The 13769-nt window shown below is 73.1% G+C and carries 10 protein-coding genes; 5 read left to right on the top strand and 5 right to left on the bottom strand.

The genetic code is table 11. The features are described from left to right. Positions 1 to 2 precede the first annotated feature (2 nt). Positions 3 to 1844, bottom strand: coding sequence for an asparagine synthase (glutamine-hydrolyzing) (gene asnB, locus ACIRFL_RS12205; RefSeq protein ID WP_404026940.1), 1842 nt, complete (start codon positions 1842 to 1844; stop codon positions 3 to 5). A 793-nt stretch (positions 1845 to 2637) separates the two neighbouring features. Here asnB and ACIRFL_RS12200 point away from each other — a divergent pair. After that, a complete protein-coding gene (locus ACIRFL_RS12200) occupies positions 2638 to 3732 on the top strand; it encodes a chemotaxis protein (RefSeq protein WP_404026938.1) in 1095 nt (364 codons plus the stop codon). Positions 3733 to 3855: 123 nt separating this feature from the next. After that, complete coding sequence (locus tag ACIRFL_RS12195; protein ID WP_404026995.1) at positions 3856 to 4839, top strand: Gfo/Idh/MocA family protein; 984 nt, start codon at positions 3856 to 3858, stop codon at positions 4837 to 4839. Between the two features lie 359 nt (positions 4840 to 5198). Here ACIRFL_RS12195 and ACIRFL_RS12190 read toward each other — a convergent pair whose 3' ends face one another. Continuing rightward, the gene (locus ACIRFL_RS12190; protein ID WP_404026935.1) at positions 5199 to 5612 is read right to left on the bottom strand and encodes an SsgA family sporulation/cell division regulator; all 414 of its coding nucleotides are present in this window, start codon (positions 5610 to 5612) and stop codon (positions 5199 to 5201) included. Positions 5613 to 5974: 362 nt separating this feature from the next. Here ACIRFL_RS12190 and ACIRFL_RS12185 point away from each other — a divergent pair, with 362 nt between their 5' ends. Next, positions 5975 to 7414: a PP2C family protein-serine/threonine phosphatase gene (locus tag ACIRFL_RS12185; RefSeq protein ID WP_404026934.1), complete on the top strand. Its 1440-nt coding sequence runs from the start codon at positions 5975 to 5977 to the stop codon at positions 7412 to 7414. A gap of 36 nt (positions 7415 to 7450) precedes the next feature. On the opposite strand, the gene ACIRFL_RS12180 is transcribed toward ACIRFL_RS12185, so the two are convergent. Further along, positions 7451 to 8944, bottom strand: coding sequence for a hypothetical protein (locus ACIRFL_RS12180; RefSeq protein WP_404026931.1), 1494 nt, complete (start codon positions 8942 to 8944; stop codon positions 7451 to 7453). Positions 8945 to 9197: 253 nt separating this feature from the next. Between ACIRFL_RS12180 and ACIRFL_RS12175 the strand changes: the two genes are divergently transcribed. Beyond that, positions 9198 to 10337 (top strand): aminoglycoside phosphotransferase family protein, encoded by a 1140-nt coding sequence (locus ACIRFL_RS12175; RefSeq protein WP_404026929.1) that lies wholly within the window; start codon positions 9198 to 9200, stop codon positions 10335 to 10337. Positions 10338 to 10695: 358 nt separating this feature from the next. After that, positions 10696 to 12663 (top strand): N-acetylmuramoyl-L-alanine amidase, encoded by a 1968-nt coding sequence (locus ACIRFL_RS12170; protein ID WP_404026927.1) that lies wholly within the window; start codon positions 10696 to 10698, stop codon positions 12661 to 12663. A gap of 35 nt (positions 12664 to 12698) precedes the next feature. On the opposite strand, the gene ACIRFL_RS12165 is transcribed toward ACIRFL_RS12170, so the two are convergent. Both ACIRFL_RS12165 and ACIRFL_RS12160 read right to left on the bottom strand, forming a co-directional pair. Next, entirely contained in the window at positions 12699 to 13196 is a 498-nt protein-coding gene (locus tag ACIRFL_RS12165) for a hypothetical protein (RefSeq protein WP_404026924.1), read from the bottom strand. A 429-nt stretch (positions 13197 to 13625) separates the two neighbouring features. After that, a partial coding sequence (locus tag ACIRFL_RS12160) for a universal stress protein (protein WP_404026994.1) occupies positions 13626 to 13769 on the bottom strand: 144 nt, incomplete at its 5' end.

Here is a 13769-nt window from a genome sequence, read left to right as displayed (position 1 = left end):
GCTCAGGTGAGTGTCAGGTCGGGCGCGTACATGTCCAGCCAGAGCGCGAGGTCGAGGGTGCGCTCCAGGCCGCGCCGGGCCGCCTGGGAGCCCGCGGGCAGCTCCCGGTGGGCGGCCTGGTCGACCTTGTCCCGGTCGACGAGTTCGAAGACCGGGTGGTCGGGCCGGGCCGCCAGGTCCTTGGCCTGTTCCTGGAGGGCGAGGCCGTACTGGGGGTCCTGGGTGGACGGGTAGGGGCTCTTGACCCGCTCGTACACGGACCGCGGGATGACGTCGGCGCTCGCCTCCCGCAGCAGGCTCTTCTCGCGGCCGTCGAAGGACTTCAGGGACCAGGGCGTGTTGTAGACGTACTCGACGAGCCGGTGGTCGCAGAAGGGCACCCGGACCTCCAGGCCGACGGCCATGCTCATCCGGTCCTTCCGGTCGAGCAGGGCGCGTACGAAGCGGGTCAGGTGCAGGTGGCAGATGCGGCGCATCCGGTACTCGAAGTCGCTCTCGCCGTCGAGGCGGCCGATGCCGGCGACGGCGGTGCGGTAGGCGTCGGCGATGTACGTGTCCAGGTCCAGGTTCCGGGCCAGGTCGGAGCGCAGGACCTCGGTGTCCCTGCCGAAGTGCCGGTTCGTCATGGCCAGCCAGGGGAAGGTGTCGGCGTTGCGCGCCTCCTCGTCGAAGAACTGCTGGTAGCCGCCGAAGACCTCGTCGGCGGACTCGCCGGACAGGGCGACCGTGGACTGGTCGCGGACGGCCCGGAAGAGCAGGTAGAGCGAGGAGTCCATGTCGCCGAAGCCCGCGGGCAGGTCACGGGCGCGCAGCACCTTGGCCCGTACGGCGGGATCGGCGAGGGCCTCGGCGTCGAGGATGATGTCGTGGTGGTCGGTGCCGGCGAGGCGGGCCACGTCGTGCACGAACGGGGTGTCCGGGGTGGCGCGCAGTCCGTCGGGCACGAAGTGGTCGGTCTGTCCGACGAAATCGACGGCGAAGCTGCGCACCTTCTCGCCCTGCTCGGCGAGTTGGCGTGCGGCGAGCGCGGTCATGGCGGAGGAGTCGAGGCCGCCCGAGAGCAGGGTGCAGCGCGGCACGTCGGCCACCAGCTGGCGGCGCACGATGTCGTCGAGGAGGTCGCGGACGTGGGCCACGGTGGCGGCCCGGTCGTCGGTGTGCGGCCGGGTCTCCAGCCGCCAGTAGGCGCGGGTGTGCAGGCCGGTGCGGTCGACGGTGACGACGGTGCCCGGCTCCACCTCGCGCATGCCCTCCCACACGGCGTGTCCGGGCGTCCTGACCATGGTGAACAGCTCGCGCAGCCCGTCCAGGCCGACCCGCGGCCTGACCAGCGGGTTGGCGAGGATCGCCTTGGGTTCGGAGCCGAACAGGACGCCGTCGGGCGTCGGGTGGCAGTAGAAGGGCTTGATGCCCATGCGGTCGCGGACCATGACGAGCTTGTCGTGGCGGCCGTCCCAGACGGCGAAGGCGAACATGCCGTTGAGTCGTTCGGCGAGTGAGTCGCCCCATTCGAGGTAGCCGCGCAGGACGACCTCGGTGTCGGAGTCGGTGCTGAAGCGGTGCCCGCGTCCGGCCAGTTGCTGCCGGAGTTCGGTGTAGTTGTATGCCTCACCCGAGTAGACCAGCGCCACGGTTCCCTCGGGCGTGGTGACCTTCATGGGCTGCCGTCCGCCGGGCAGATCGATGATGGCCAGCCTGCGGTGGCCCAGGGCGGCGGGACCGTCGATCCAGGTGCCGCGGTCGTCCGGGCCGCGGCAGGCCATCGTCTCGGTCATCGCATCCAAAGTCGCGGCCTCGGTCTGCAGGTCGCGGTCGAAGGAAACCCAGCCGGTGATGCCGCACATGCCTTTCCTCCTGCCTCCGGACCGGCGTCGGCACCTCGCTCACCTGCGTCTTCGTAGGCGGGTTCCGTCGACCACCGAACCAGTTGTACGTAGCATCTATGTTACGAGCGTGGATCCGCGGGGCCGGGCCGGTCAACGCGGCCGTAACGTGCGCGGACCCGTCGGGGCCGCGCTTTCGGACGCGGTTTACCCGGACGAGGCCCGCGTTCCGGGGCCCTGCCGGGCCCGGCCCACCCGGAACCGGCCACGAGCAAAAACTTCCCCAAACCACCCGACACCCCCGCCCGGCACCCCGTTGTTCGCCGATTCCGGTGACGGTGGGTTTCCTCCAGAATGCGCCAGGTTCCACCGCATGCGCGCGCCGCCGCGGGCACGGCCCCGCCCGCGGACGGATCTCCACCCCGGTCCCCCGGACGTGCACCACTGGCCCGCACGGAAGCGGTCGGGCCATCGGCCGAAGCGGGCAGGCCGCGCGGCGCGCGCCACCGGTCGGGTTCGGCCGGCGCGTCACACACCGCTGCCGATGAAATCCGTGCCACCCGCGCACGCCGGGCCGGCAGCCGCTCCGTCCGAGGGGGACGACCAGGCCCCACCGTCGAGGACCGGCCGAGCCCTGCGGTCGACGCTTCGGCGCGCGTCGGGCCCGCGGCCGCCTTTCCGCTCGCGGTCACCTCCCGACCGGCCCGCGTCCGTCGGCCGTGCCGGACCGGCCGGACACGACGCAATGGGCACACCAGGCATGCCTATGAATACCCCAAATGCCCGAACTGAGAATCCGCCCTATCGTGCTCTTATGGAGCACGCACTCAGCCCCGCGATCCTCGCCGAACTGCGGCGCCCGCGCCCGTATCCCGCCGTGTCCGTGCTGACGCCGACGCACCGTCGTGAACCCGACAACACCCAGGACCCGGTCCGGCTGCGCAACGTGCTGGCCGAGGCCAAGAAGCAGCTGGAGTCCGACCCGGCGGTGACCCGGGAGCGACGTGCCGACGTCGTCGACCAGCTCGACCGGGCCCTCACCGAGATCGACCTGGCGCACTCCGAGGACGGCCTGGTGATCTTCGCCGCGCCGGGCGAGCACCAGGTGTGGTCGCTGGCCCGTAGCGTCCCGGAACGGGTGGTGCTCTCGGACACCTTCCTGACCCGCAACCTCGTCTCGGCGCGCGCCGCCGAGCGGCCGTTCTGGGTGCTGTCGGTCTCCGCCGACCACGTCACCCTGTGGAACGGCGCGGGCGACCGGGTCGTCGAGGCCCGGGCCTGGGGATTTCCGCTGTTCCGCAACCGGGAGAACTTCGACGCCGAACGCCAGGAACGGATCGGCGACTTCCCGAGCACCTTCCGCGACGAGGACACCCGCCACTTCATGCGGGAGGCCGACATCGCGATGACCGCGGTGCTGCGCGAGCATCCGAGGCCGCTGTTCGTCACCGGCGAGCAGGCCGCGCTGTCCCTGCTGGACGAGGTCGGCGGCGTCGCGCGGGAGGCCGTGCACATCGCGCACGGCGGGCTGGCGAACAACACCCCCGAAGCCGTGTGGCAGGCGATCCGGCCGGTGGTCGACGCGGAGGCCGCGAAGGCCGCCGACCGCGTGGCGCGGGAGCTGGACGCGGCCCGTGGCCGCAAGGAGTTCGCGGCCGGTGTCGACGAGGTCTGGCAGAACGCGCGCGAGGGCCGGGTCCGGCTGCTCGCCGTCGAGGAGAACTACCGGGTGACCGTCCGCGACGACGGCGACCATCTGGTCCCCGCCGAGAGCGGCGACCTCGACGCCCGCGAGGACGTCGTGGACGAGATCGTCGAGCAGTGCCTGGAGACCGGCGCCGATGTGCGTTTCGTGCCGGACGGCACGCTGGACGACGCGCGGGGCATCGCGGGGGTGCTGCGCTACTGACGGCATGCCGCGCGGCCCTGCCGGCGGGCTCCCCCGGCGCGTACGCTACGGCGTGATCGTCGGCCGGGAGAGAGGGCGGGCATGGGTGAGGTGCTGGGCGTCGCGGTACTGGGTGCCGGACACATGGGGGCCGACCATATACGCCGTCTCGCTCACGCGGTGAGCGGCGCCAGGGTGGCCGCCGTGGCCGATCCCGACACCGCGCGGGCGAAGGAGGCGGTGGGGGGCCTGGACGGCGTCTCGGTGCACGCGGAGGCGGCAGCAGCGCTGGACGCGCCCGGCGTGGACGCGGTCCTGATCGCCTCGCCCGGCCCCGCGCACGAGGAGGCCCTGCTCGCCGCCTTCGACCGCGGGCTGCCGGTCCTGTGCGAGAAGCCCATGGTGCCCGACCCCACAGGAGCACTGCGGGTGGTGGAGGCGGAGGCGGGGCTCGGCCGGCGGCTGGCGCAGATCGGGTTCATGCGGCGCTACGACGCGGAGTACCAACGCCTGAAGTCCGTGCTGGACGGCGGCGGTCTGGGTCGTCCGCTGATGCTGCACTGCACCCACCGCAACGTCTCCTCGCCGCCCGGCTTCACCAGTGCCATGCTGATCGACAGCTCCGTGTCGCACGAGATCGACGCGGCCCGCTGGCTGCTCGGACAGGAGCTGACCGCGGTGACCGTGCTGCGTCCCGCGTCCTCCTCCGGTGCCCCCCAGGGTCTGGCCGACCCGCAGTTCGTGGTCTTCGAGAGCGAGCGGGGCGCCCTCGTGGACGTGGAGGTGTTCGTGAACTGCGGCTTCGGCTACCAGGTGCGCTGCGAGGCCGTCTGCGAGGCGGGCAGCGCCCGGATCGGCGAGGAGCACACCATGGTGGTCACCGCCCGGGGCGGCGCCCGCGAGGACGTGGTGCAGGACTACATCGTCCGGTTCGCCGACGCCTACGACCGTGAGCTGCGGGCCTGGGTCGACGCCACCCGCCGGGGACGGGTCACGGGCCCGAGCGCGTGGGACGGCTACGCCGCCTCCGTCGTCGCCGAGGCCGGGGTCCGGGCGCTGGAGACAGGCCGCCGTACGACCGTCGAACTCGCCCCGCGGCCCGCCCTGTACGCCGAACCCGGTCACTGACCCCACGCCCCCGGTCCCGGTCCCCGGCCAGGAGGAGGCCGTCACCTCGGGCCGCAGACCACGGGCCGCCGGTCGCGGCGCGCGAACCTCGGGCCGCCCGTCGCAAGACGCGGGACGCGGGACGCGGGCCTCAGGCCACTGGTCTCGGGGCGCGGAACCCGGGCCTCGGGGCGCGGGCCACCGATCGCGGGACGCGGGCCTCAGGCCACCGGCCACCGGGCGCCGGGCGCCGGGCGCCGGGCGCCGGGCGCCGGGCGCCGGGCGCCGGGCGCCGGGCGCCGGGCGCCGGGCGCCGGGCTCAGGCTTCGGGGCCGCGAGCCGCGGAGGCGAGCCGCCTCCGGTCGCGGGGCGGCGCCTCGTCACACGCCGCCGAACAGCGCGCCGAGCCCGCGTTCGACGGCCGTCACGACGTCCTCATCGCCCGCCGCCGCCACGGCGTAGCTGCGCCGCAGGAAGCGGCGCAGCGCGCCGGTGCCGAACGCGAGCAGGGCGACACCGTGCGGCGAGTGGAACTCCAGCAGCGTGCACGTGGCTCCGCAGGGCCGCACCCGCACGTCCCCGTCCCCGGCGGGAGCGGCCAGCCCCGCGTCGAGCAGGGAACGGGCGAAGGTCCAGGTGACGCCTTCGCCGTCGAGGGCCGCCTCCGGTGGGAAGTCGACGAACACCGCGAGCGGGTCCTGCACGGTGTACCGAAGCGTGGCGGACACGGGAACCTCCCGGTCCTCGGCCGTGATCAGTCGCGCGCGGGCGGGCTGCCGGATGCTGGTGTCCATGTAGGTACGAGCACGACGGACCGGCCGTATGACACGTTGCGGGGCAGCATGCGACGTGACGTGCATCACTGTGCGAAACAGGCATGGGCGCGCAGGAAGGTTCCCAGGTCGAACACGTGGTCGGACGCCGCGCCGACACCACTGATGATCCGTCAACGCGCGTAGTCGAGCTACGACTTGCCGCGCACCTTCGGGTACGCCGATGACACCGGCCGACCACCACGTGAAGACTCTGGCATATGCCAGAAGCACCACCGTATCGTGTGTTGCCAAATCCCTTACAGCGCGTCGCGGGCTGTGCAACAGTCGTAACCGGTCCCCCGGCCCCCGTCGGCCGTACCGTCCCCGCATCGGAGTGCGTCATGCCGTCCCACCTCTCTGCGGATCGCCCAGCCGCCCAGCCGCCGGGGCGCGGCTCGGTCGAGGCGCTGATATCGCAGGCGCGGCGCCTGAAGGGCGAGGTGGACGCCGTCCGCAGAGACACGCACGGCGACGGCACGGACCCGCATGAGCGCTGGCAGCGCGCGCTGTACGACCTGGCGCTGCACCAACTCGACGATCTGGACGTGCACTTGGCGCAGCTGCGGGACGGCCCGCCGCCGGTGCCGCCCGCCCCGGCCGAGTCCGTGCCCCGCCCCGCCGAACCGGCGGTGCCCGCCCAGGAGCCGACCGGCTCACTGCTCAGCCGGGTCGGCAGCGCCGAGTGGAACCTGCTGACGGACGAGGTGAGTTGGTCCGAGGAGCTGTACCGGATCCTCGGCCGTGACCCGTCCACGCCCGCGCCCACCCTGGACGAGCTGCCGTCCCTGGTCCTCGAAGAGGACCGCCCGAAGCTCACGGCGATGGTCACCGACTGCCTCGTCGACGCCAAGCCGATCGACGGGGAGTTCCGCGTCGTACGGCCCGACGGGTCCGAGCGGACCGTGCACATGATGGGCGAGCCCGTGCTGGACGCCGACGGCGGCACCACCTCGATGTGGGCCGTACTGCGCGATGTCAGCGAACTGCGCCGCAGCCAGCGGACGGTGCACGAGACCCGGGACTCGTTGCAGCGCCACCGTCAGCAGGCGCAGACCGAGCAGCGGCTCGCGGCCGAGTTGCAGGAGGCCGTGCTGCCCCCGTGGCACGGCCTGCCAGGACCCGCGCGCCGAGGGCCGGGATCCCTGGACGTCGCGGCCCGCCGGCTGCCCGCCGCGGCGACCGCGCCGATGGGCGGCGACTGGTACGACGCGCTCCAACTGCCGGACGGCGACACCGTACTGGGCGTCGGCGACCTCACCGGACACGGCGTCGCCGTCGGCTCGGGCAAGGCGATGCTGATGGGCGCCGTGCGCGGGATGGCGATGGCGGGCACCCGGCCGGGCCCACTGATGAGCTGGCTGAACCAGTTGCTGGAGACCACCGCGCAACCCGCGCTGGGCAGCGCCGTCTGCTGCCGCTACCGACCCGCCGACCGCACCCTGGAATGGGCGCAAGCAGGACACCCCGCCCCGCTGCTGTACCGCGACGGGACGGGATGCCTGCTGGACGCGCCCGAGGGAGTCCTGCTCGGCGCGACACCGACGGCCGCGTACGGACAGGCCGTCACGACCCTCGAACCGGGCGACCTGCTCCTGCTGCGGACCGACGGTCTGACCGGTGGGCACGGCGGAACGGACGCCGTGGACCGCCTCCTCGGCCTGGGCCCGCGTCTCACCGCGGCGCCCACGGCGCAGGACTGTGTACGGGTGGTCGTGGAGGAGTTCGGCGTGGCAGACCGTGAGGACGACGCCTGCCTGCTCATCGCCAAACTGTCTTCCTAGGGGGCACGGACAACAAGGAAGAACCAGAATCCGTCCCTAAGCCTGCGCGGCGTTGCCCCCCTTGTTCTTCTGCTTCGGCAGCGCCAGTTGGATCTCCTCCCGCAGTTCATTGATCTTCGGGTAGTCGGCGTACTCGGCGGTCAGGCGGTACATCTGGCGCAGCCGGTCCCAGGTGCGATGGGAGGAGTTGGCCCCCATCGACATCAGGGCCAACCGGGCGTAACGATCCGCCTGTTCGGGGTCGTCCGCGATGAAGCACGCGGACGCCATGGACAGGAAATCGAAGATCTTCGACCGCTGCCGGCCGTCGACCCGCAGGGCCAGGGCCTTGTCCGCGAAGTGCTGGGCGTGCACGGCCGCGCCCGGCTCGAACTCGGCCAGGGTGCGGTAGGCCAGGGCCTGCATGCCGTACAGATCCTCCTCCTTGAACGTCTGCATCCAGCTCGGCGGCGGCACATCGCCGCGGTCCGAGACGAAGAGGTCCTCCGCCTGGCCGAGGGTGCGGCGCATCGCCTGCCCCTTGCCCATCGACGCCTGTGCCCAGGCCTCGATGGTGTGGAGCATGGCCCGGGTGCGCGGCAGCACCTCGGGGCCCGAGCCGGACCGGGCGAGCTTCATCAGGTCGAGCGCGTCGTCGGGCCGGCCCAGATGCACCATCTGGCGAGCCGCTCGGGAGAGCGCCTCCCCGGCGCGGGGCCGGTCGCCGCCCTCCCGGGCCGCGTGGGCGGCGATGACGAAGTACTTCTGCGCCGTGGGCTCCAGGCCGACGTCGTGCGACATCCAGCCCGCGAGGACGGCGAGATTGGCGGCGACACCCCACAGGCGCCGCTGGAGATGGTCGGGGTGGCGGTAGGCGAGCATGCCGCCCACCTCGTTGAGCTGGCCCACCACCGCCTTGCGTTGCAGCCCGCCGCCGCGGGCCGCGTCCCACGCCCGGAACACCTCGACCGAACGCTCCAGTTCCTCGATCTCCTGCGACCCGATGGGGGCGGCCTCGTAACGGTCGAACCCAGCGGGGTCGGCGTGCAGGGAGTCGTCGAAAGCAGGGGCGTCGGCCCTGAGTGTGGGGTCGGTGTGCAGCCAGTCGTGCATGGCACTGCTGAGTGCGGATCCCGCGGTGAGCGCTGCACCCGCGCCCACCAAGCCGCGTCGGTTGAGCATGAGGTCCATTCCCGTGAATTCGGTGAGGACCGCGGCAGTCCGTTCGGGCGCCCACGGCACACCGTCGGGATGCTGTGCCTTCCCGCCGTCGGGCCGTTTCCCCGTACGCCCGTGCCGCACCAGACCGAGGTCCTCGATGGTCACGACACGGCCGAGACGCTCGGTGAACAGGGCAGCCAGCACCCGCGGCACCGGATCGCGCGGGATCTCTCCCATGTCGATCCACCGCCGCACCCGGGAGGTGTCGGTCGCCAGCTGGGGGTGGCCCATGGCCGCCGCCTGCCGGTTGACCAGCCTCGCGAGTTCGCCCTTGGACCAGCCGGCCAGGCCGAACAGGTCCGCGAGCCGGGTGTTGGGTTGTCCGCTCACGTCAAGCCCCCAGGTTCTCGGCTGAGTTGACAGTAGCCCGCGTGAGGTTGCCGGGCGACTATTCGCCAGGGTTCGCCAGGGTGCGCCAGATGGTGTGCCACAGGGCAGCGGGTGTCGGGTAGGAACGCGCCACCCCGACCCGGTGGCCGCTCAGCTGAACGGGCGCATTCCCCAGGATGCTCCCCGGCGGCCGGGCCGGGTGGCGCGCGCACCAGGCAGACACCGCAGGTACACGAAGGGATCTGTATCGCCCATGTACGCAGCATCGTCCTCCGTGTCCGCCCCGCCCCGGCCACCGCGCCCCCGCCCGGCGGGCGGCGGCCCCTACCTCGCTCCCGCGCATCCGGGGGCCGCTCTACCGGGCATGGGGCGGCCACCGCGCGCCATGGGGCCGGCCGGCCAACCGCTCAGCGGGAGACTCGACTTGTCCGGCCCCCAGGGCGCGCAGTTGCGCACGGCCATCGCCTCGGTGCACCGGATCTGCCCGGAGTTCGCTCCGGTGCAGGTGCTGCGCCGCAGCGGGCGGTCCGTGCTCCTCGTCGGCACGACGGGGCGCAGCACGGCCGTCGCCAAGTGTCTGCTGGACCACTCGCCGGCCTGGGCGGAGCGCAACCGCCATGAAATAGCGGCATACCGCTCGTTCGTCCGGCACCGGCCGCCGGTCCGGGTGCCCAGGCTGATCGCGGCGGACCCGGACAACTGCACACTGGTGATCGAGCGGATGCCGGGCCGGGTGGCGGCGCTGCAACGGCATCCTGCTCAGGCCCCGCCCCGGGCCGACATCCGCGCGGCTCTCGGCGCGATCTGCCGGCTCAACGCCTGGCGGCCGCCGGCGGGCACGTTCGACGCGCCCCTCGACTACGCGGCCCGCATCTCCCGGTACCACGAGCTGGGGCTGCTCACCGACCGGGACCTGGGCGACCTGCAGAAGCTGCTGCACGGCATCGCGCAGGCGGCGGGCCGGCAGGGCATGGGCCAGTTCTGTCACGGCGACGCCCTGCTCTCCAACATCCTGCTGTCACCCGCGGGTCCCGTGCTGGTGGACTGGGAGCACGCGGGCTGGTATCTGCCGGGGTACGACCTGGCCGTGCTCTGGTCGGTGCTCGGTGACGCCCCGGCGGCCCGGCGGCAGATCAGCCAGATCGCCCAGTCGGCGGGCCCCGTCTCACGGGACGCGTTCCTGGTGAACCTGATGCTCGTGCTGACCCGGGAGATCCGTACGTACGAGACGGCCGTGCAGCGCTCGATCAACGACGCGGCCTCGGTGCCGGCGGGCCCGGCCCAGCCGGGAGGCGCCCCGTGCAGCGAGGAACAGCGGCTGCTCCTGCGGAGGCTGCACGACGACTGCCAACTGGCCCGCCGGGCCGTGCGCGCGGCGGTCGGCACCCGCTGACGAAGCAGCGGTGCGCGGACGGCCGGGCCCGGCGCGGCGGGCGAACTCGGGCTGCCCGGCGTGCGGTTCCGGAAGACCGTGCGCCGGACGCCGGGGCCGACCGTGTGCGTCGGTTCGGCCCTCGGCGTCCGATGCCGTGCATCGCGGGGCCTTCCCGCCGTGCGAGTCCGGATCATTGGTGTACGCCACTGACGCCCCGCAGGCCCGCGCACCACCGACACGAAACTCCCGCGCGCCCCGTCTGACGTGGGAATTCGCGCCTCGCTGGGCATCATTGACGGATCGTCGGCAAGCCGGTACCACTGAGCAACGCTCAGCCCCGCACGCCCCACGCGCTCGACCGTCCCAGGAGGCCGCATTGCGAGGATCCGCCACCGCCCCCACGTCCGCGCCCGGCAGCAGACGCATGCGCAGGGCGGCCGGAGGCATCGCCGCCGCGGCGCTGCTGCTGCCGCTGCTCGGCGCCGCCCCGTCCCCGGCCGCGGCCGGCTCCGCCACGGGCGGACTCCAGCGCGCCTTCGCCTCGGCCGCCGCCGAGTACCACGTACCGCAGAGCGTCCTGCTGGCCGTCTCCTACCTCCAGTCCCGCTGGGACACGCACGCCGGGGCGCCGAGCGTGACCGGCGGCTACGGCCCGATGCACCTCACCGACGCGCGCACCGCGCTCACCGCCGAGAGCCACCACAGCGAGGGCACCGAGGACGCCCGCGGCGACAGCGCACGCCCGGCCCGGCACCCTGAGGCGGGCGCGCCCGACGCGTCCGCGCTCCCGGCCCGTCTCGAAACACTGCCGCGGGCGGCCCGGCTGACCGGGCTCCCGGCGGCCGAGCTGCGCACCGATCCGGCCGCCAACGTGGCCGGCGGCGCCGCGCTGCTCGCCGCCGCCCAGCAGGAGCTGCACCGCCCCCTCAGCCCGGACCCGGCCGACTGGTACGGCGCGGTGGCCCGGTTCTCCGGCGCCGACGACACCGCGACCGCGGCGGCGTACGCGAACGACGTGTACGACGTGCTGCGCGCCGGCGCGCGGCGCACCACGGACGACGGGCAGACGGTCTCGCTGGCCGCGCGGCCGGGCCTGGCCGCGGACACCGGGCAGCTGAAGCGGGCCGGTCTGGCCCCGGCCGCCGAGGACGGCACGGAGTGCCCCGCGTCGGTGTCCTGCACCTGGGTGCCGGCGCCGTACGAGGAGTTCGGGGACGACTACGGCAACCACGACCTGGGGGACCGGCCGGCCTCGCAGAGCATCAAGTACATCGTCATCCATGACACCGAGGGCGCCTGGGACGGCGTCCTCGACCTGATCAAGGACCCGACCTATGTGTCGTGGAACTACACCATCCGCTCCACGGACGGGCTGATCGCCCAGCACGTCAAGGCCAAGGACGTGGCGTGGCACGCGGGCAACTGGTACGTCAACGCCAAGTCGATCGGCATCGAACACGAGGGGTTCCTCGCCTCGCCGGACGCCTGGTACACGGAGGCGATGTACCGGTCCTCGGCCCGGCTGGTGGGGTACCTCGCCGCGCGGTACGGCATCCCGCTGGACCGGCAGCACATCCTCGGCCATGACAACGTGCCCGGTCCCACCGCTTCCACCGTGCCCGGCATGCACACGGACCCGGGTCCGTACTGGGACTGGCGGCACTACTTCGAGCTGCTGGACCGGCCGTTCAGGCGCACGGCCGGTACGAAGGGCTCTCTCGTCACGATCCTGCCCGACTACGCGCGCAACCGGCCGGTGTACACGGGCTGCGCCACCGCGGGCACGCCCTGTGCGGCGCACGGGTCGAGCGAGGTGCGGCTGTACTCCGACCACACCGAGAACTCCCCGCTGATCAGGGACATCGGCCTCGGTACGGCGCCGACCACCGATGTGAACGACCTGTCCTCGCGGGTCTCGACCGGGCAGCAGTACGCGGTGGCCGACCGCTGGGGCGAGTGGACGGCGATCTGGTACCTGGGCCAGAAGGCGTGGTTCAGAAACCCGGCCGGGCAGCCTACGGCCGTGGCCGCCGGCGGACGTGTGATCACGCCCAGGGCGGGGCTCGCGAGCGTTCCGGTGTACGGCAGGGCGTACCCGGAGAAGGACGCCTATCCGGCGGATGTGCCCGCGCAGGCGGTGTCCCCGTTGCCGTACACGATCCCGGCGGGCCAGAGGTACGTCATCGGTGACGAACTGCCCGGCGAGTACTACTACGCGGTCACGTTCACCGCCGACTCGCACCGGGTCGTGGTCGGCAAGGACCGGTACTACCAGATCCAGTACGGCCACCGGGTGGCGTATGTGCGGGCCGCCGACGTGGAGGTGCGGTCGTCGGCCGGATAGCGGCTCTGCGGGCCGGGGCCGGCCGCCGGCCCTGCTCAGCCCTGCTGGAAAAGCTCCGCCGGGAGCGGCTTCAGCAGGGCGTACAGGTCGTCGGTGATGGGGCGGTCCCAGGCGGCGATGGTGACCAGGACGCCGTCGCTGCGGTCGAACTGGACGCACGAGATGCGGGTCTCGGACAGCTTCAGCCGGCGCACGATCAGCAGGTTGTCGCCCTGGAGCACCGGCATGTCCTCGCTGCCGGTGACGGTGACCTCCTCGTCGTTCTCCAGCGCCAGCAGCAGCTGGGCGACCTCGAAGGGGACCTCCCCGTCGGCGGTGTCGCGGGCCGGTGAGCCCTCCGGGAGATTGCCGATGATCATGGCGGGGCCGCGGCCGCCGAACAGGTCGTAGCGCAGGAAGACGCCCTGGCAGGTGCCGTCGGGGGCGGGCAGCAGGCCCGCGCCCAGATTGCCGGGCCAGTCGCCCGGATCCATGGCCAGCACGTCGAAGTCGGGCCCGGCGGGAGTGGCGCTGCGGCGGCGGAGGAACGACATGCCGCCATGGTACGTGCCCCGCCCCCGTCGACGGCGCCCGGGCGGCGTCCCATCAGGGGAGCCACGCGCTCCGCAAACGCCCGACCGGGCGGACGGGACGCGGGCCCGGATCACTCCTCCGGCGGGGGTGCGTCCTCCTGCGGGGACGGTGCACACGACCGCGGCCCAGCACCCCCAAAGCCACGACAAGGCGACGCCCGGCCGGGCGGGGGGTCACTCCTCCGGTGGGGGTGCGTCCTCGTGCTGGGACGGGGCCACGACCGCGATCGGGCAGGCCGCGTGCAACAGCACCGCATGCGTCACCGAACCCATCATCCGAGCCGGCGCCGACAACCGCCGCCGATGCCGCCCCACAACCACCAACCCAGCACCTTCGGAAGCCGCGACGAGGCCCCCGGGGCGACACCCGGGCAGGGACTGGGGCCCGGATCACTCCTCCGGTGGGGGTGCGTCCTCGTGCTGGGACGGGGCCACCACCGCGATCGGGCAGGCCGCGTGCAACAGCACCGCATGCGTCACCGAACCCATCATCCGAGCCGGCGCCGACAACCGCCGCCGATGCCGCCCCACAAC

The organism is Streptomyces sp. NPDC102462 (assembly GCF_044765425.1).
GTDB lineage: Bacteria > Actinomycetota > Actinomycetes > Streptomycetales > Streptomycetaceae > Streptomyces.
The sequence above is the reverse complement of the archived record's forward strand: the minus strand, read 5'-3'. Positions and strand labels throughout refer to the sequence as shown.